We start from the raw sequence: 18359 nt of genomic DNA on the forward strand, positions 1-18359 counted from the left end.
GCCGGCTGCCAATAAAATCAGATTTTCAGCTATTTATCATCTTTGTTCGACAGTCGATCAGGTAGTGTCTTTTGAAAAAACACTACATCCAGCCTTTCCCGCGCCGATCAAGGATAGACCATGAGCCTGCCCTCGCTTGTCGAAGTACCTGCGATTCTCCAGTCATTGGTCAGTCGTGCCGAGCAGTCGTTCCGTGCGGCGGTCGCCTGCCTCGACGACGATCATGGGCTGTCGGCCTGGACCCCGCAACGCTGGGAGGCGTTCAACCGCATTGCCGCCGCCAGCGACTTTGTCATCGAGCAGAGTGTTCGTGACCCGGTGATGCTCCTGGAGCTGGTGCGCAGCGGCGAACTGGACCGTAGCCTGGCACCCGGCGAAATGTGTGCGCAGATCGGCGCCGCCGTCCAGGCCGCCGAAACCGAAGACGAACTGGGCCGCGTCCTGCGCCGCCAACGTACCCGCCAGCAAGTGCGGATCATCTGGCGCGACCTGACCCGCCAGGCCGATCTGGTCCAGACCTGTCGCGACCTCTCGGACATGGCCGACACCTGCATCGACCAGGCTTACCAATGGTTGTATCAGCGCCTCAGCCAGCAATTCGGCACGCCCACCGGGCGGCGCAGCGGCGAGCCGCAGCAGATGGTCATCCTCGGCATGGGCAAGCTGGGGGCGGTGGAACTGAACCTGTCGTCGGACATCGACCTGATCTTCGCGTACCCCGAGGGCGGTGAAACCGTGGGCGTCAAGCGGCCGCTGGATAACCAGGAATTTTTCATCCGCGTCGGCCAGCGCCTGATCAAGGCCCTCGACCCGATGACCGTCGACGGCTTCGTATTCCGCGTCGACATGCGCCTGCGCCCCTACGGCTCGGCCGGTGCGCTGGTGCTGAGCTTCAATGCCCTGGAGCAGTATTACCAGGACCAGGGCCGCGACTGGGAACGCTACGCCATGATCAAGGCGCGGGTGGTGGCCGGCGACCAGGTGGCCGGCGCGCAACTGCTCGACATGCTGCGTCCGTTCGTCTATCGCCGTTACCTGGATTTCTCCGCCATCGAAGCGCTGCGCACCATGAAGCAGTTGATCCAGCAGGAGGTGCGGCGCAAGGGCATGGCCGACAACATCAAGTTGGGCTCGGGCGGCATTCGCGAGGTCGAGTTCATTGCCCAGGCTTTCCAGCTGATCCACGGTGGACGCGACTTGAGCTTGCAGCAGCGACCGCTGCTCAAGGTGTTGAACACCCTGGAGGGCCAGGGTTACCTGCCGGCCAAGGTGATCGATGAGCTGCGCCAGGGCTACGAATTCCTGCGTTATACCGAGCATGCGATCCAGGCCATTGCCGATCGCCAGACCCAGATGCTGCCGGACAGCCCGCAGGATCAGGCGCGCATTGCGTTCATGCTGGGTTTTGCCGACTGGTCGGCCTTTCATGAGCGACTGATGTACTGGCGCGGGCGCGTGGCCTGGCATTTCGGCCAGGTCATCGCCGACCCGGATGAAGAAGAGGGCGGTGAAAGCGAAGTGGTGGTCGGCGGCGAATGGTTGCCGTTGTGGGAAGACAGCCAGAATGAAGAAGTGGCGTGCCGTCAGTTGGAAGAGGGCGGCTTCGTCGATGCGCCCAAAGCCCTCAAGGCCCTGGCCGTCCTGCGCGGCAGCCCGCAATTGCGCGCCATGCAGCGCTTGGGGCGCGAACGCCTGGATGCGTTCATTCCGCGCCTGCTGGCCCAGGCTGTGGAGCATGCCGATCCGGACCTGGTGTTGGAGCGGGTGCTGCCCTTGGTAGAAGCCGTGGCTCGCCGTTCGGCCTACCTTGTGTTGTTGACGGAAAACCCCGGTGCCCTGCGGCGCTTGCTGACGCTGTGCGCGGCGAGCCCGTGGATTGCCGAGCAAATCACCCGTTTCCCGCTGCTGCTCGATGAGTTGCTCAACGAGGGCCGGCTGTTCAAACCGCCCCTGGCGCCGGAATTGGCGGCGGAGTTGCGTGAGCGCCTGACGCGCATTCCCGAGGATGATCTGGAGCAGCAAATGGAGGCGTTGCGGCATTTCAAGCTGGCGCACCGTCTGCGGGTGGCGGCGTCGGAAATCGCCGGCAGCCTGCCGTTGATGAAGGTCAGCGATTACCTGACCTGGCTGGCCGAGGCGATTCTCGAACAAGTGCTGGCCCTGGCCTGGCGCCAGACGGCCGCCAAGCACGGCGTGCCGTTGCGCACCGACGGCAGCCTGTGTGACCCGGGCTTCATTATTGTCGGTTATGGGAAAGTCGGCGGCCTGGAATTGGGCCATGGTTCCGACCTGGACCTGGTGTTCATCCACGATGGCGACCCGCAGGCGGAAACCGACGGCCCGAAACCCATCGACGGCGCGCAATTCTTCACCCGGCTTGGCCAGCGGATCATTCACCTGCTGACCGCCCAGACCAACTCCGGGCAGTTGTATGAAGTGGATATGCGCCTGAGACCGTCCGGGGCGTCGGGGTTGCTGGTCAGTTCCCTCGGGGCGTTTGCCCGCTACCAGGAGAACGAAGCCTGGACCTGGGAGCATCAGGCGCTGGTGCGAGCCCGTGTGCTGGTGGGGAGTCAGGACGTGGGCCAGGCGTTCGAAAAGGTCCGCATCCAGGTGTTGGGACGCAAGCGTGACTTGCCGACGCTGCGCCAGGAAGTCAGCGAGATGCGCGCCAAGATGCGTGACAACCTTGGCAGCAAGGCCACCGCCGCCGGGACCGCGCCGAATGCCTTCGAGGCCGCGGCGCCCTTCGACCTCAAGCAGGATGCCGGAGGTATCGTCGATATTGAATTTATGGTGCAATACGCGGCCCTGGCGTGGTCCGAAGAGCATCCATCGCTGGTGCGCTACACCGATAACATCCGCATCCTGGACGGGTTGCAGGAAGTCGGGTTGATGCCGTCCGAAGACGCGACGCTGTTACGCGAGGCCTACAAAGCCTACCGCTCCGCCGCTCACCGGCAAGCCTTGCAGAAAGATGCCGGGGTGATCGCAGGCGACCAGTTCGTGGATGAGCGCCGGCAGGTAGTGCGGATCTGGCGGGAGCTGGGGCTGAGCTGAAGCTTTAAATGTGGGAGCGAGCCTGCTCGCGAAAGCGGAGTGTCAGGCGACATTGATGTTGGATGTCCCGGCCTCTTCGCGAGCAGGCTCGCTCCCACAATGGATTGGTGGTGTTGCGCAGAGCTTGAAACCTCTGCGGGCCCCTGTGGGAGCGGGCTTGCTCGCGAAGGCGGAGTGTCAGGCGACATTGATGTTGGATGGGCTGGCCCTTCGCGAGCAAGCCCGCTCCCACAATGGATTTGCGGTGCTGCACGGTGTTGGAAACGTATGCAGGCCCCCTGTGGGAGCGAGCCTGCTCGCGAAAGCGGGGTGTCAGGTGACATTGATGTTGGATGTCCCGGCCTCTTCGCGAGCAAGCCCGCTCCCACAATGGATTGGTGGTGCTGCGCAGAGCTTGAAACCTCTGCGGGCCCCTGTGGGAGCGGGCTTGCTCGCGAAGGCGGAGTGTCAGCCGACAATGATGTTGGATGGGCTGGCCTCTTCGCGAGCAGGCTCGCTCCCACAATGGATTGGTGGTGCTGCACGGTGTTGGAAACGTATGCAGGCCCCCTGTGGGAGCGAGCCTGCTCGCGATAGCGGAGTGTCAGGCGACATTGATGTTGGATGTGCTGGCCCCTTCGCGAGCAGGCTCGCTCCCACAATGGATTTGTGGTTCTGCACGGTGTTGGAAACGTATGCAGGCCCCCTGTGGGAGCGAGCCTGCTCGCGATAGCGGAGTGTCAGGCGACATTGATGTTGGATGGGCTGGCCCTTTCGCGAGCAAGCCCGCTCCCACAGTGGATTGGCGGTGCTGCGCGGTACTTGAAACAGATGAGTACTGCCACAGTTGATTGGCGGTGTGTTGTAGATTAGGGCAACAGGCAACGACCTAAGCCACAGTGATTCTCGAGGCGGGGAGGCGTAGGCCTCCCCGTATCGTTTTTGGAAAGCACATGAATATTTTGATCGTTGGGCCCAGTTGGGTCGGTGACATGGTGATGGCGCAGACACTGTTCCAGTGTTTGAAACAGCGTCATCCGCAGTGCGAAATCGACGTCCTGGCCCCTGAGTGGAGCCGGCCGATCCTGGAACGTATGCCCGAAGTGCGCAAGGCCTTGAGCTTCCCGCTCGGCCACGGCGCGCTGGAGCTGGCGACCCGTCGGCGCATCGGTAAATCCCTGGCCGGTCAGTACGACCAGGCGATCCTGTTGCCCAACTCGTTGAAGTCGGCGCTGGTGCCGTTCTTCGCCGGCATCCCCAAGCGCACCGGCTGGCGTGGCGAGTTTCGCTACGGCCTGCTCAACGACGTGCGCAAGCTGGACAAAGAACGTTATCCGTTGATGATCGAGCGCTTCATGGCCCTGGCCTACGAACCTGGCTCCGAGTTGCCCAAGCCGTATCCGCGGCCGAGCCTGCGGATCGACCCGGTGACCCGTGACGCGGCGCTGGCCAAGTTCGGCCTGAGCCTGGATCGCCCAGTGCTCGCCCTGTGTCCAGGTGCGGAGTTCGGCGAATCCAAGCGCTGGCCGGCGGAGCACTACGCCCAGGTGGCCGAGGCGAAAATTCGCGAAGGCTGGCAAGTCTGGCTGTTCGGTTCGAAAAAAGATCACCCGGTGGGCGAGGACATCCGCTCGCGGCTGATCCCGGGTCTTCGGGAAGAGTCGGTGAACCTCAGTGGCGACACGTCCCTGGCCGAGGCCATCGACCTGCTGTCCTGCGCCGATTCGGTGGTCTCCAACGACTCGGGCCTGATGCATGTGGCCGCGGCCTTGAATCGTCCATTGGTGGCGGTCTACGGTTCCACCTCGCCAGGCTTCACGCCGCCGCTGGCCGACCAGGTCGAAGTCGTGCGCCTGGGCATCGAGTGCAGTCCATGCTTCGATCGTACCTGCCGTTTCGGTCATTACAACTGCCTGCGCCAGCTCATGCCGCCGTCGGTGAACGAGGCCCTGGAGCGTTTGCAGGGCACCCCCGTGGAGGTCCGGTAACTTGCGGGTATTGCTGATCAAGACCTCTTCGCTGGGGGATGTGGTCCACACGTTGCCGGCGCTGACCGACGCGGCGCGGGCGATTCCCGGCATCAAGTTCGACTGGGTGGTGGAAGAAGGCTTTGCCGAAATCCCCACCTGGCACCCGGCCGTGGGCAAAGTCATTCCCGTGGCGATCCGTCGCTGGCGCAAGAACCTTTGGCAGACCATCAAGAGTGGCGAATGGCGACGTTTCAAGCAGAGCGTGCGCGCCGAAAAGTACGACCTGGTGATCGATGCCCAAGGCCTGTTGAAAAGTGCCTGGCTGACCCGCTACGTCAAGGCGCCGGTGGCTGGCCTGGATAAGGACTCTGCGCGTGAGCCCCTCGCGGCGCGCTTCTATTCGCGTCGCCTGGCCGTGGCCCGTGGTCAACATGCGGTCGAGCGGGTGCGTCAATTGTTCGCCTTGGCGCTGGGCTATGACTTACCGAAAACCCAAGGCAGCTATGGCCTCGACATCGACCGACTGGTCGAATTGCCGCGTCCTTACCCTTATGTGGTGTTCCTGCATGGCACGACCTGGGAATCCAAGCATTGGCCCGAACTTTACTGGCGCCAGCTCACCGAGCGCATGGGCCAGTTCGGCGTGGTCGTCAAGCTGCCGTGGGGCAACCCTGCCGAGAAGGCCCGGGCCGAACGCATCGCCAACGGGCTGCGCAACGCCCTGGTACTGCCGAAGCTGAACCTCGGCGGCATGGGCAAGGTGCTTGCCGGGGCCCAGGCTTGCGTGGCCGTGGACACCGGTCTCGGCCATTTGGCCGCGGCCCTGGACGTGCCGACCATTTCCTTGCTCGGCCCAACCAATCCGGTGCTGACCGGCGCCTATGGCAGGGGCCAGATTCACCTCGCCAGTGATTTCCCTTGTGCGCCGTGCATGCAGAAACATTGCACTTATCCGCCAACCGCCGAGGATGCCCGGCGGTTTGACCTGAAACGCGAGCAGCCCCTGTGCTTCACGCGTCTGAACCCCGAGCGTGTTGCCAGCCACCTGAGCACGTTATTGGCTGAGGAGCCGCGCTGATGCAATTGGCTTTTGTCCTTTACAAGTATTTCCCCTTCGGTGGCCTGCAGCGTGACTTCATGCGCATCGCCCTGGAGTGTCAGCGACGCGGCCACCAGATCCGCGTCTACACGCTGATCTGGGAAGGTGACGTGCCGCCAGGCTTCGAGGTGCTGGTGGCACCGGTCAAGGCGCTGTTCAATCATCGTCGCAACGAGAAACTCAGTGCGTGGATGGAGGCCGACCTGGCCAAGCGCCCGGTGGATCGGTTGATTGGCTTCAACAAGATGCCCGGCCTGGACGTGTACTACGCCGCCGACGGCTGCTTCGAAGACAAGGCGCAGAACCTGCGCAATTCGCTGTACCGGCGCTGGGGCCGCTACCGGCATTTCGCCGAGTATGAGCGGGCCGTGTTCGCCAAGGATGCCAAGACCGAAGTCCTGATGATCTCCGAAGTCCAGCAGCCGCTGTTCATCAAGCACTACGGCACGCCGCTGGAACGTTTCCACCTGCTGCCGCCGGGCATCGCCCAGGACCGTCGCCGGCCCGCCGACGCCGACGAGATCCGCGCCGCGTTCCGGGCCGAATTCGAGCTGGCCGACGACGACCTGCTGCTGGTGCAGATCGGCTCCGGGTTCAAGACCAAGGGCGTGGATCGCAGCCTCAAGGCCCTGGCCGCGTTGCCAGCCGAGCTGAGAAAACGCACCCGGCTGTTTGTAATTGGCCAGGACGACCCCAAAGTATTCCAACTGCAAAGCGCCGCGCTGGGCCTGGGCGACAACGTGCGGTTCCTCAAGGGCCGCAGCGATATCCCGCGTTTCCTGCTGGGCGCCGACCTGTTGATCCACCCGGCGTACAACGAGAACACCGGCACCGTATTGCTCGAAGCACTGGTGGCCGGGTTGCCGGTGCTGGTCAGCGCGGTGTGTGGGTACGCCCATTACATCGCCGAGGCCGACAGTGGCCTGGTGCTGGATGAGCCGTTCGAACAAGCCCAGCTCACCGACTACCTGGGGCGCATGTTGAACGACGCCCAGGCACGGGCGGCCTGGAGCCGCAACGGTCTGGCCTTCGCCGAGACGGCCGACCTCTACAGCATGCCGCAGCACGCGGCGGATGTGATATTGGCGGAGCACGCGCAATGAAGTTGATGCTGGCCGAACCGTTCAAGAGCCTTTGGGCCGGGCGCGATGCGTTCGCCGAAGTCGAAGCGCTCAAGGGCGAGGTCTATCGCGAACTGGAGGCCCGGCGCACCTTGCGCACGGAGGTGGACGGTCGCGGTTTTTTCGTGAAGATCCACCGCGGAATCGGTTGGGGCGAGATCTTCAAGAACCTGTTCACCGCCAAGCTGCCGGTACTCGGCGCGGGGCAGGAGTGGAAGGCGATCCAGCGCTTGCAGGAAGCGGGTGTGCCGACCATGACGGCGGTCGCCTACGGCGAGAAGGGCAGCAACCCGGCGGACCAGCACTCGTTCATCGTCACCGAAGAGCTGGCGCCGACCGTCAGCCTCGAAGACTTCAGCATCGACTGGGTCAAGCAGCCGCCGCAGCCGACGCTCAAGCGTGCGCTGATCGCCGAAGTGGCGCGCATGACCGGCATGATGCACCGCGCCGGGGTCAACCATCGTGACTGCTACATCTGCCACTTCCTCCTGCACACCGACAAACCGGTGACGCCTGGGGATTTCAAGCTCTCGGTGATCGACCTGCACCGCGCCCAGACCCGTCCTGCCATCACCACTCGCTGGCGCAACAAGGACCTGGCGGCGCTGTATTTTTCGGCGCTGGACATCGGTCTGACCCGCCGCGACAAACTGCGTTTTCTCAAAGGCTATTTCCAACAGCCGCTGCGTCGAATCCTCGCCGAAGAGGCTTCGCTGCTGGCCTGGCTCGAAGGCAAGGCCAACAAACTGTATGCCCGCAAGCAGCGGTACGGGGACGCGCTCTGATGTCGGGTTGGAATCTGGAACCGGCATATGCCGAGTTGGCAGAGGATTTTGGCAGCCTCGAAGCGGTGTTCGCATTGCAAGGAGAGCGCTTGACCCGCGACCCGTTGTCCGAGGTGATCCGGGTACAGCGCAACGGCGTGAATTATTACGTCAAGCGCTACGTCGGGGCCGGCAAAGGCTTGCGGCGCTACCTGGGCAAGCCACGGGTCAAGTCCGAATGGCAGAACCTCAAGCGCTTCGCCAAATGGGGCATCCCCACCGCTGAAGTCGTGGGCTGGGGCTTGGAGCGAAACGGCGCGACCTATGCCCGTGGGGCGCTGATCACCCGCGAACTGCCGCATACCGAAGACCTCTCGGCCCTCGCCGAGCGCCAAGATCCGAGGCTGGCGGACCGTGCCTGGGTCGATAACGTCAGCCGGCAACTGGCCGGTTATACGCGAACCATGCACGACCACCGCTTCACCCATAACGATCTCAAATGGCGCAACCTGCTCATCGACGACCGTTCGCAGCTGTTTCTGATCGACTGCCCGAACGGCGATTTCTGGCGCGGTTTCTGGCTCAAGTACCGTATCACCAAGGACTTGGCGTGCCTGGATAAAGTGGCCAAATACCATTTGTCGGCCACGCAGCGCCTGCGTTTTTACCTGCAATACCGCCAGCGCGACCGGCTCGATGCGTGCGACAAGAAGCGCATCCGCCACGTGGTGAGATTTTTCGAGGGGCGCGAATGACTGATTTTTTGGCCGCTGAAGACCGGGCGTTGTTGCAACGTCATGGCCTGGACAGCTTCGAGGCCTTGTGGGCGCGGCAACTGGACGCGGTGGACGAACCCAACACCTCGGGCGATGGCTGGAGCAGCGTGTTCCGGCTGGAACTGGAAGGGCAGGGTTATTACCTCAAGCGCCAGAGCAATTACCTGACCCGGACTTGGTCCCACCCGTTTGGCGAACCGAGCTTTTCCCGGGAATTTCGCAATATCAGCCGTTATCGGCAGTTGCACATTCCCGCGCTGCAAGCGGTGTTCTACGGTCAGCGCAAAGTGAACGGCGAGGCGCGGGCGGTCCTGCTGACGCGTGCGCTGGACGGCTGGGATGACCTTGATTCACTGCTGCAACGCTGGTCGACGCTGAGTGGCGGCCAACGTACAGGCATCCTTCAAGCCTGTGGTCACTTGGCGCGTCGCCTGCACAATGCCCATCAAATGCATGGCTGTTTCTATCCCAAGCATATTTTCCTGCAAGCCATCGACGGTCACTACCAGGCACAGCTGATTGACCTGGAGAAAACCCGGCCGCTGTTGTTCGGCCAACGTGACCGGGTCAAGGACCTCGAGCCGCTGTTGCGACGGGCAGGCGCCTGGAAGAGCGACGATGTGCGCCAATTGCTGTCTGTTTATCTAGAGCAGCCGCTCGACAGCGCTCTGGTCGACAGCTGGATGACCCGGCTGGCCGCCCGACGTAGCGACAAGGAGGCTCGTTGATGCTTTTGTCCGAACTGAAAAATGCCGGTCGCAATCCTGGCCTGCCCCTGAGCCTGGAGCTGGCGGACGCCGCCGGCCCGGCGCAGTTGCAGTTGTTGACGCTACTGCGGGTTTTGCCAGGGCAGCGCTACGTGGGCGCCGGCATATGGCGAGGCCGCCCGGTGTTGGCCAAGTTACTGGTGGGCAGCAAGGCACCCCGACATTTCCAGCGTGAGCTTCAAGGCGTTCGCCTGCTGGCGGAGCAGGGGCTGACGACGCCGTTGCTACTGGCCGATGGCTTGAAGGAAGGCGAAGGTGGCTGGTTGCTGTTCGAGCTGCTGGAAGATGCCGAGAGCCTTGGTGACGCCTGGAAGCAGGTCGAACATCTGCCGATACTGGCGGATGAGCAAACGGCGGTGCTGGCCGAGGCCTTGGATGCGATTGCGCGGCTGCACAGCAAAGGCCTGTGGCAGGAAGACCTGCACCTGGACAATCTGCTGCGCCACGGCGGCAAGCTTTATCTCATCGATGGCGCTGGCATTCGCGTCGAAACCCCCGGCCAGCCATTGTCGCGGCAGAAGGTGCTGGAGAATCTGGGCGTGTTTTTCGCCCAGCTTCCCAAATCCATCGAGCCGTTCAACGAAGAATTGCTGGTGCATTACTTGCTGGGCAACGCTGAACACGCGCTGCCCATGGAAGCGCTGCAAAAACAGATCGACAAGGTCCACGCCTGGCGACTGAAGGACTTTCTTGAAAAAGTCGGGCGCGAGTGCAGCCTTTTCAGTGTGCAGCGCGGGCCGTTCGGGCTGCGGGCGATCCGCCGTGAAGAAGAGGCCGCGATGATGCCAGTGCTCGAGCAGGCCGATGCCTTGCTCGACCAAGGCCACCTGTACAAGACCGGCGGCGCGGCGAGTGTTGGAAAAGTGGTCGCGAACGGCCGCACACTGATCATCAAGCGCTACAACATCAAGGGATTCGCCCATTGGCTCAAGCGCTTCTGGCGTCCGAGCCGTGCCTGGCATGCCTGGCGCGAAGGCCATCGCCTGGCCTTCCTCGGCATCGCCACGCCCAAGCCGCTGGCGCTGCTGGAAAAGCGTTTCCTGTGGCTGCGTCGTGGTGCCTATCTGGTCACTGAGCACCTGCCTGGCCCGGATATCATCGAGCGCTTCGCCCCTTACGTGGAGAGCGGCGAAGCCCCCGAGACGGAGCTGCTGGCACTGGATCGCTTGTTCGCCGACCTCATTCGCGAGCGCATCAGTCACGGTGACTTCAAAGGGCATAACCTGTTCTGGCAAGACGACCGCTGGGCGCTGATCGACCTGGACTCCATGTGCCAGCACCGTAGCCAGGCCAGCTTCGCCCCGGCCTACGCCCGGGATCGGGCGCGGTTCGTGCGCAATTGGCCGCAGGACAGTGGGTTGTATCGGGTGATCGATCAGCGGTTGCCCAAAACGGTCGATAGCGCTTCGTCCGCCCTATGAACCACAGATGAAGACCCTTTAGCTCACTTGAGGTCGCCGATGCCCCTGTGGCGAGGGAGCTTGCTCCCGCTGGGCTGCGCAGCGGCCCCAAAAGGCCGGCGCATTCCCACAGGAAAACCGCATCAACCGGTTTACGACGGCTGCGCCGCCGAGCGGGAGCAAGCTCCCTCGCCACAGGTGCGATGCGCTGCCCTGCAAACAGCGCCAAGCAATCGTCTGCTGCACGTTCGCCACTCACCGCTAGAGGCTTAAGGCCGCTTTTAAGCTATAATCCCGCCCTTTAGCTGCCCCGCACCCTTGGTGCGCGGCACATCCATTTTTCGCGGCGCTTGTCGCCCGTATGCAGACATAAGAGGCTAGACCCTGTGGCATTGACGATTCTTGGCCTGTCCGGCGCCCTTAGCCATGATCCTTCCGCAGCGCTGTACATTGACGGCAAGCTGATCGCGGCGGCCGAGGAAGAGCGCTTCGTACGCGATAAACATGCAAAGAACCGCATGCCCTACGAGTCGGCGAAGTTCTGCCTGGAGCAGGCCGGCATCAAGCCTTCCGACGTTGATGTGGTGGCGATCCCCTTCGCCCCGATCAGCCTGTTCGGCGAAGCGCGCTGGCACTACGCCAAGCGTTACTGGTACGCCCCGGACCGCGCCCTCGACGCGATCCTGATGGGCAACCGTCGCTACAAGCGTTATCGCCGCAAGATTGTCTGGTGCCTGGAACAACTGGGCTTCGATCCGAAAAAGATCAAGATCGAACCGGTCGAGCACCACCTGGCCCACGCTTCCAGCGCCTACCACTGCTCGGGTTTCCAGGAAAAAACCGCGATCCTGGGCATCGACGGCAAGGGTGAGTACGCCACGACCTTCTTCGGCTATGGCGAAAACGGCAAGATCCACAAGATCAAGGAATTCTTCGACCCGGACTCCCTGGGTGGCCTGTACGGCGCGATCACCGAGTTCCTCGGTTTCGAAATGCTCGATGGCGAATTCAAGGTCATGGGCATGGCGCCCTACGGCGATGCCAGCAAGTACGATTTCTCGCGCCTGGCCTCGTTCGAAAACGGCGAATTGGTGATCAACACCGACTACGCCAACGTCATCGGCCTGCGCCGTTATAAAGAGAAGGGCAAGGGCTTCTACTTCTCGCCGAAGCTGATCGAGTGGCTCGGCCCGAAACGTGAAGGCGACATTGCCGACGAACCGTACATCCACTACGCGGCGAGCATGCAGGCGCTGTTCGAGAAGCTCGCACTGCAAATGATCGACCACTACCTGGGCGACGTGCTCAAGGAAACCGGCAAGCTGGCCTTCGCCGGTGGTTGTGCGTTGAACGTCAAGCTGAACCAGAAGATCATCGCCCGTGACGACGTCAAGGAGCTGTTCGTGCAACCGGCTTCCGGCGACGCCGGTACGGCGGTGGGGGCGGCGGCTTATGTGTCCCACGCCCGTGGCGTGCCGGTGGAGAAGATGGAACACGTCTACCTCGGCCCCGCCTACAGCAACGAAGATGTGATCGCCGCGTGCGCTCGTCATCCGAGCAAGCCTGAGTGGCGCAAAATCGACAACACCCCGGAGCGCATCGCCAAGATCATGGTCGACGGCAACCCCGTGGCCTGGTTCCAGGGGCGCATGGAGTTTGGCCCACGTGCCTTGGGAGGACGCTCGATCATCGGGTGCCCAAGCGCCAGCGGCGTGGCCGATCGCATCAACGAACAGATCAAGTTCCGGGAGCGCTGGAGGCCGTTCTGCCCGTCGATGCTCGACACCGTTGCGCCGCAGATGATCAAGGTCGACCACCCGGCCCCTTTCATGACCTTCACCTTTGAAGTGGCCGAGGAATGGAAAACCCGCGTGCCGGAAGTCGTCCATGAAGACGGCACCTCCCGCGCCCAAGTGCTCAAGCGTGAATACAACCCGCGCTACTACGACATGATGAAGGCCCTGGAAGTCCTGACTGGCAACGGCGTGTCGCTGAACACCTCGCTCAACCGTCGTGGCGAGCCGATGATCTGCTCGCCGACCGACGCGCTGAACATGTTCTTCGGTTCCGACCTGCAGTACCTGATCATGGAAGACATTCTGGTGGTCAAGGACGGTGTGGACGCTTATGACTGAGGTGCTGGTCAGTGTCATCATTCCGGCCTACAACTACGCCGAGACCTTGCCTCGTGCGGTGAATTCAGTCATTGCGCAGTTGAGCGAAGCCCAGGCTGAGTTGTTGGTGATCGACGATGGTTCCACCGATGCAACGCCCCAGGTCCTGGCGCAATTGCAGGCCGAACATGCCGGGGGCTTCCGAGCCCTGCGCAAGCCCAACGGCGGTTTGTCGTCGGTCCGCAACCGCGGGATTGAGGAGGCTCGGGGGCAATACCTGATCTTCCTCGACGCCGATGATGAGATGGCACCCGGTGCCCTTGCCGCGGTGACCCAGCATATAACCAGTCATCCCGAGACTCGCCTGGTCATCGGCGGCCACTGGTCGGTGTTTGCGGACGGACGTCGCGTCGAGCATGAAGTAAAACCACTACCGGCCACCCCGCGTGGGCGTGTTCGGGGTTATCTGCTGGACAAGACGGTGACGCTGTCCAACGGCGCCTGTGCAATGCATCGCGACGTATTCGGGCCGGGCAACTACCCAGAGCATCTGCGCAACGTCGAAGATATCCCGGTGTTTGCCCAGGTGCTGGCGCGTTTTCCGTGCACCGTACTCCCAAAGCCGTTGGCGCTGATCTACAAGCACGGCGACAGCATGCGCCATGACCTCAGGCAGAGCCTGGCGGCGGGCGTGGGCATGGTGGACGAAGTGTTTTCCCCGGTACGCATGCCGCAGGAACTGCAGGACCTGCGCCAAGCCTTCATGGCCCAGCGATGCCTGTCGTTGTTCCGCGATTGCTACAGTGCCGGCGACTATGCCAATGCCAAGGTTTTTTATGCCCAGGCCATTCGTACCGATCTTCGGTCTATCACGCGCTGGTCCTACACGCGCAAGGCCATCCGGTTGTTGTTCAAGTGAGCGCCTCGAGGTCTGACGACAATAGGTTCCAGGCCGACGGAAGCTGGGCCCGAAAGGCGCGTGAACTGGACCGCTATCGCTGGAAAGTGCTACGCGAGCGTCACGGTCGCCTTGGCAGTCTGTTGCGACTGGCTCGTGATGTGCTGGTGGATGTCGCGATTGGACTGCGCGCCAAGGCGTGCCTGAAGCGTCCGACAGGCGCGGCACCCTGCCAAGTGCTGCTGTTGCATTCGGCACCGAAGTCCATGGCACTGCAGCGCAAGAACGTGCTGATCGATGCCCTGCGCAAGCGCGGCCATCAACTGACGGAGGCCGCGCTGCGCGCTCCCGCCGACGCGTGCGCCCAGCGCATGCTCGTGGCGCCGCCACAGGCCGTCCCCCTGCGTTACCTGGTCTATGCCGCCCACGCTCAATGGCTGGTGCAGACCTATCAACCCAAAGTATTGATCAACGAACGCAATGGCAGTCTCCACGCGCCGTTCCTGCGCCTGGCGTTGGCCGCGCGGGGTGCCCGGTTGCTGCACCTGGCCCATGCCACGACGTTGGAGTCATCCCGCCGGCTGGGCATGAACGACTACGATTATTACGGCGTTTTCGGGCGCAGTTCGCTGGAAGCCTTGCGAGAGCGTCGGCTGCGGTTCGGTGAGTCGACAGTGGTGCTGGTCGGTTCCTACCTTGTCGATGAAAGCTATGACCTGCCCGTCGCTGATCCCTGCATCAAGACATTGTTGGTCTTGGGGGTAGGGCCTGATCGAGAAAAAGAGTCCGGTTATGAGGATACCTATCGGCTGCTGCGCGATTGGGCCGGGCGCAATCCGCATTATCGCCTGCTGTTCAAGCGCCACCCGCGCAGCAAGGCGCAATTCTGGATCGACGCGGCGACGCGATTCGCCAACATTGAGCTGCTGGGTATCGACTGCTCGCTGGCACAGGCGCTTGCCCAGGCCAGCGTAGTCGTCAATATCATGTCTAATGCCGGCATCGAGGCGGGGCTGGCAGGCCGGCCGGTGATACATGTGAATGCTGGCAACGATGTGGATATTTTTTCCCACGCGTTGTTCTTCGGGCCGCAAGTGCGCGACGAGCAGGCTTTTTCCCAGCAGTTGCAGGCGCTAGAGCGCGATTATACGGATTGCGTGGTCAAGGCCCGCGGCTTCGCCGAGTATCACTTGGTGCACGGTTCCAAGGGGTTGGCAAAAACCGTCGAGCTGGTCGATGACTTGTTGCGCGACAGAGATCCCGCGCAGGACTTCGAATTATCCAGGCTGCCTGCCGCCGGCTGACTGGCGATTCAGGTACCGAGCGCGAGCCTCAGCTCCCGTTCGTTGCAGGTTTGCTGATGGCTGAGGTAGTGCTCCAGGAACCGATTGTCCCTGAGCAGCCATTCGCGATCCTGGCGGTAGCGCAACATGTGTTTGAAGTTGCGCAGGCGCAGCCCTTTGCGCAGCGGCTTGCCATAAGCCCTCAGGTCGGCGACGTCGATCAGCCCCAGCGTGTCTTCAGGTGTCAGCACGACGTTGCCCAGGTGCGCGGAGCGAAAATAGATGCCCTTCTGGTGCAGGCCAGCCATGAACTCACCGAGTCGTGCCTGAAGGTCGGCGGGGGCATCCCCGTCCAGCAATTGCCGAAGGGTGCGGCCGGGCAGCGGGTCGTAATGGACCGCGTCACGCTCGATGGAGGGAATGCGAAAGACCTGGCGAACCCGCGGACACTCAATCCCGCGCTCGTGCAAGGCCTGACAGTTGTCGGCAAAGCGCCTGGCATACGGCGACCATAGCGCGGAGGTCAGCAGGCGCTTGCGCCGGAACAGCTTGAGTATCGAGCCATCGACCAGGCGCAGCACTTTATCCCCTTGGCGATCGGCTTCGAGGACATCGGCACCTTCGCGCAGGTCGAGGTAAACAGTAGGGTCGAGCGTTTGCATCAAGGCTCCAAGGCTTGGCCCGATGGGAGGGGCAGCCGGGTATGTTAGCGCAGTGTGCAGGCGGCAAAAACCGCTGTGGTATAGTCGCGTCAATTTTCACCGGGGCGTTCGCCTTGTTCACGGCTCGCCTGGCGCCGTCTTTCTGGATATTCCATGACGAAAACGCTGTTCATTTCCCTGGCCAAGCACCAGGGTCTTTATTTCAATCGCTTGCTCAACGAAACCGAGCTGCAAGGTAAAGTCGTTTCTCCTCAACACATGCCCTGGCCAAGGTCTTTACGAATTTCCAGGATTGTTTCGCGCATCGATTGGCCGAGCCTGATCGAAGAGAAATGCGAGGAGCGTCGGGTCAAGAAAAAAAACAATGGCGCGCTGTATCGCCTGTTGCTACGCCTCGAACTCCTGTGGATGGCGCTGCGCGCCCAGGCCTTGCTTGACCGGGAGCGCCCCGATGCGTTGGCGTTCTGGAACGGCGCCCATCGTTACTGCCGGTTGCTGGCGGCACTGGCGCCGGCCGGTTGCAAGACCTTCTTCTTCGAAAACGGCCTGTTGCCCAACACCACCACGGTGGATCCGCGTGGCGTGAACTACCTGAACGCGGTTCCGCGCGACGCAAGTTTCTACCTTGATTACCCGCATCCAGTGCCAGAAAGCCAAGCTGCGCCGGTGCTGATTCCTCGTGCGCCACGCAGCGCCGGACCGGCCCCGATCATGCTGCCCGCGCAGTTCGTCTTCATTCCGTTCCAGGATGATCGCGACAGTCAGGTCCGCCTGTTTTCCCCCTGGATCAGGAACATGCGCGATATGTTTGCCTTAGGCGAGCGACTCGCCGAGGAGACAGGCATGACAGTGGTGTTCAAGGAGCACCCGTCCAGCCGCGAGACCTACCCCGAGCTGCACGAGCGCACCCATGAACGCCTGCTCTTCGCCAACGGCAATGCCACGCAACAGTTGATCGAGGCCAGTCAGTTCGTGATCACGGTCAATTCGACTGTGGGGCTGGAAAGCCTGCTGCTGGGCAAGCCCGTGCTCACGCTTGGCCAAGCCTTTTTCAATGTGGAAGGGCTGGTGATGCATGCTGATAATGCCGACCAGGTCATGGCGCTGGCCCGTGGATTCCCGCAATGGCCGCTCGATGAGCGCTTGAGGCGCAACTTCCTTCATTATCTTTCCGAGAGCTACTGCATCAAGGGCAGCTGGAAAAATGCCGATCAGGCTCAATTGCAACGGGTCGCCGATCGGATTTTGAGCAGAACCTGAATGTTCAAAAATATAAAAAGACTTATCGACCAGGATGTCCTGGTGGCATGGGCATCCATTGGCTTTCTGGTTCTTCTATGTGGTGCTTGGGTACTGCCGGAAAACAAGCTTTATCACCAGTTGTTGATTTTCCTGCTGTGGCTGCCTGCCTTGCTGGCGTTGTTCCGTCGGGATTTTCGGTTGTTGCTCAAGCAGCCCGAGTGCGTGTTCTACGCATTGTTCATGGCCTGGACGTTGCTGGTGCTTTGGATCGAGGGAGGAGAGAACGTCCTTGGCAAGGTCAAGGTGACGATCTATGTGACACTGACGCTGTCTGGCATATTGTTGGCGGCACAGAACCGTGCATGGCGGTTCGAGTCGATGTTGCTGTATGCATCGATCGTGGGCGGTTTTTTTGCTTTGGCCTCTTGGGTCTATTTCTATCCGTTCAGCGCCCGGCCTTTCAGCGCGCGGGTACTTGCCATCGGTTTGTGGGACACCGCCATCCCTGCCGCGCATGCGGTGGGAGCCCTTGCGATCATCGGCACATTCATGTTGCAGACCAAACGTTTCAGCCCTTGGGTGATGATGCTTCTGATCATTCCTGCCTTGGGGTACGCGGTATTTTTGGGCTTCAACCAGACCCGTGGTGTATGGATCGGCCTGCTGGCCGGTCTGTTGATGGCGGGCGTGGCGCGACCGTCGCGACTGACCGCAGCATTGATCGCCCCGGTGATTGCCGGGATCGCATTGATCGCTGTATTCGCGCCGGAAATCTTTCTGCAGCGTGGTGTGTCCTACCGTCCAGAGCTATGGGGCGCTGGCATTCGATTGATGCTGGAGCATTGGGCAACAGGGCTGGGTTTCCATGAATATCTCATTCCTATCGCCGAAATCCGGCGACCATTCAAGCACCCCCATAACCTTTTCCTGGATACCGGTGTACGTCTCGGTGTGCCTGGCCTGATGTTGTATGGCTTGCTATGGCTGGCTGCGGGCTGGCGTGGTTGGATTTCGCGTGCGCAACCGCTGGGTCAGGTGCTGCTGATACTGTGGGTCTTCTCCGGCGTGTCATTGCTGACAGATGGCATTGGCCTATGGCTCAAGCCCAACGCGGACTGGCTGATTACTTGGCTGCCCATTGCGCTGAGCATAGTATTGGCGGCTCGGGGTAACCCCGACATCGAGGTTCCCAGTGGGAGTGCTCCTGCCTCCTGACCATGCGGC

General features: G+C 61.9%; 14 protein-coding genes. 13 read left to right on the forward strand and 1 reads right to left on the reverse strand.

What is annotated here, in order from left to right; all coding sequences use genetic code 11:
• The first annotated feature begins 120 nt into the window (after positions 1–120).
• The 11 genes from glnE (at position 121) to HU767_RS10625 (ending at position 15252) form a co-directional block, all read left to right on the forward strand.
• Positions 121–3060, forward strand: coding sequence for a bifunctional [glutamate--ammonia ligase]-adenylyl-L-tyrosine phosphorylase/[glutamate--ammonia-ligase] adenylyltransferase (gene glnE / locus HU767_RS10575; RefSeq protein ID WP_186706018.1), 2940 nt, complete (start codon positions 121–123; stop codon positions 3058–3060).
• Between the two features lie 932 nt (positions 3061–3992).
• Positions 3993–5027, forward strand: coding sequence for a lipopolysaccharide heptosyltransferase II (gene waaF / locus HU767_RS10580; RefSeq protein WP_186708080.1), 1035 nt, complete (start codon positions 3993–3995; stop codon positions 5025–5027).
• A gap of 1 nt (position 5028) precedes the next feature.
• A complete protein-coding gene (gene waaC / locus HU767_RS10585) occupies positions 5029–6087 on the forward strand; it encodes a lipopolysaccharide heptosyltransferase I (protein ID WP_186729492.1) in 1059 nt (352 codons plus the stop codon).
• Positions 6087–7211 carry a glycosyltransferase family 4 protein gene (locus HU767_RS10590; RefSeq protein ID WP_186708076.1) on the forward strand — a complete coding sequence of 375 codons (1125 nt, stop codon included), beginning with the start codon at positions 6087–6089 and terminating at the stop codon, positions 7209–7211. Before waaC ends, HU767_RS10590 begins: the two co-directional genes overlap by 1 nt.
• Complete coding sequence (rfaP, locus tag HU767_RS10595) at positions 7208–8014, forward strand: lipopolysaccharide core heptose(I) kinase RfaP (protein ID WP_186708074.1); 807 nt, start codon at positions 7208–7210, stop codon at positions 8012–8014. Before HU767_RS10590 ends, rfaP begins: the two co-directional genes overlap by 4 nt.
• On the forward strand, positions 8014–8748 hold the full coding sequence (locus tag HU767_RS10600; protein ID WP_186708072.1) for a lipopolysaccharide kinase InaA family protein: 735 nt from the start codon (positions 8014–8016) through the stop codon (positions 8746–8748). The genes rfaP and HU767_RS10600 overlap by 1 nt, the downstream gene beginning before the upstream one ends.
• On the forward strand, positions 8745–9497 hold the full coding sequence (locus HU767_RS10605; protein WP_186729493.1) for a lipopolysaccharide kinase InaA family protein: 753 nt from the start codon (positions 8745–8747) through the stop codon (positions 9495–9497). The genes HU767_RS10600 and HU767_RS10605 overlap by 4 nt, the downstream gene beginning before the upstream one ends.
• Positions 9497–10957, forward strand: coding sequence for a lipopolysaccharide kinase InaA family protein (locus HU767_RS10610; protein WP_186729494.1), 1461 nt, complete (start codon positions 9497–9499; stop codon positions 10955–10957). Before HU767_RS10605 ends, HU767_RS10610 begins: the two co-directional genes overlap by 1 nt.
• Before the next feature lie 365 nt (positions 10958–11322).
• Positions 11323–13071 (forward strand): carbamoyltransferase, encoded by a 1749-nt coding sequence (locus HU767_RS10615; protein ID WP_186708065.1) that lies wholly within the window; start codon positions 11323–11325, stop codon positions 13069–13071.
• Positions 13064–13969, forward strand: coding sequence for a glycosyltransferase family A protein (locus tag HU767_RS10620; protein WP_186708063.1), 906 nt, complete (start codon positions 13064–13066; stop codon positions 13967–13969). Before HU767_RS10615 ends, HU767_RS10620 begins: the two co-directional genes overlap by 8 nt.
• A complete protein-coding gene (locus tag HU767_RS10625; RefSeq protein WP_186729495.1) occupies positions 13966–15252 on the forward strand; it encodes a capsule biosynthesis protein in 1287 nt (428 codons plus the stop codon). Before HU767_RS10620 ends, HU767_RS10625 begins: the two co-directional genes overlap by 4 nt.
• An 8-nt stretch (positions 15253–15260) precedes the next feature.
• Here HU767_RS10625 and HU767_RS10630 read toward each other — a convergent pair whose 3' ends face one another.
• Positions 15261–15893 carry a toluene tolerance protein gene (locus tag HU767_RS10630; RefSeq protein WP_186729496.1) on the reverse strand — a complete coding sequence of 211 codons (633 nt, stop codon included), beginning with the start codon at positions 15891–15893 and terminating at the stop codon, positions 15261–15263.
• 153 nt (positions 15894–16046) lie between these two features.
• On the opposite strand from HU767_RS10630, the gene HU767_RS10635 reads away from it, so the two are divergent.
• Positions 16047–17153 carry a capsular biosynthesis protein gene (locus tag HU767_RS10635; RefSeq protein WP_186708057.1) on the forward strand — a complete coding sequence of 369 codons (1107 nt, stop codon included), beginning with the start codon at positions 16047–16049 and terminating at the stop codon, positions 17151–17153.
• Positions 17154–18350, forward strand: coding sequence for an O-antigen ligase family protein (locus HU767_RS10640; RefSeq protein WP_186708055.1), 1197 nt, complete (start codon positions 17154–17156; stop codon positions 18348–18350).
• Positions 18351–18359: the final 9 nt, after the last annotated feature.

Origin of the sequence: Pseudomonas sp. SWRI179, assembly GCF_014268705.1 — a bacterium.
GTDB lineage: Bacteria > Pseudomonadota > Gammaproteobacteria > Pseudomonadales > Pseudomonadaceae > Aquipseudomonas > Aquipseudomonas zanjanensis.

What these genes read in the sequence shown, in the direction of transcription:
- HU767_RS10640 (WP_186708055.1), top strand. Translation starts at nt 17,154, where the DNA reads ATGTTCAAAAATATAAAAAGACTTATCGACCAGGATGTCCTGGTGGCA.
- HU767_RS10610 (WP_186729494.1), top strand. Translation starts at nt 9,497, where the DNA reads ATGCTTTTGTCCGAACTGAAAAATGCCGGTCGCAATCCTGGCCTGCCC.
- HU767_RS10630 (WP_186729496.1), bottom strand. Translation starts at nt 15,893, where the DNA reads ATGCAAACGCTCGACCCTACTGTTTACCTCGACCTGCGCGAAGGTGCC.
- HU767_RS10590 (WP_186708076.1), top strand. Translation starts at nt 6,087, where the DNA reads ATGCAATTGGCTTTTGTCCTTTACAAGTATTTCCCCTTCGGTGGCCTG.
- HU767_RS10620 (WP_186708063.1), top strand. Translation starts at nt 13,064, where the DNA reads ATGACTGAGGTGCTGGTCAGTGTCATCATTCCGGCCTACAACTACGCC.
- glnE (WP_186706018.1), top strand. Translation starts at nt 121, where the DNA reads ATGAGCCTGCCCTCGCTTGTCGAAGTACCTGCGATTCTCCAGTCATTG.
- HU767_RS10600 (WP_186708072.1), top strand. Translation starts at nt 8,014, where the DNA reads ATGTCGGGTTGGAATCTGGAACCGGCATATGCCGAGTTGGCAGAGGAT.
- HU767_RS10635 (WP_186708057.1), top strand. Translation starts at nt 16,047, where the DNA reads ATGACGAAAACGCTGTTCATTTCCCTGGCCAAGCACCAGGGTCTTTAT.
- rfaP (WP_186708074.1), top strand. Translation starts at nt 7,208, where the DNA reads ATGAAGTTGATGCTGGCCGAACCGTTCAAGAGCCTTTGGGCCGGGCGC.
- HU767_RS10605 (WP_186729493.1), top strand. Translation starts at nt 8,745, where the DNA reads ATGACTGATTTTTTGGCCGCTGAAGACCGGGCGTTGTTGCAACGTCAT.
- waaF (WP_186708080.1), top strand. Translation starts at nt 3,993, where the DNA reads ATGAATATTTTGATCGTTGGGCCCAGTTGGGTCGGTGACATGGTGATG.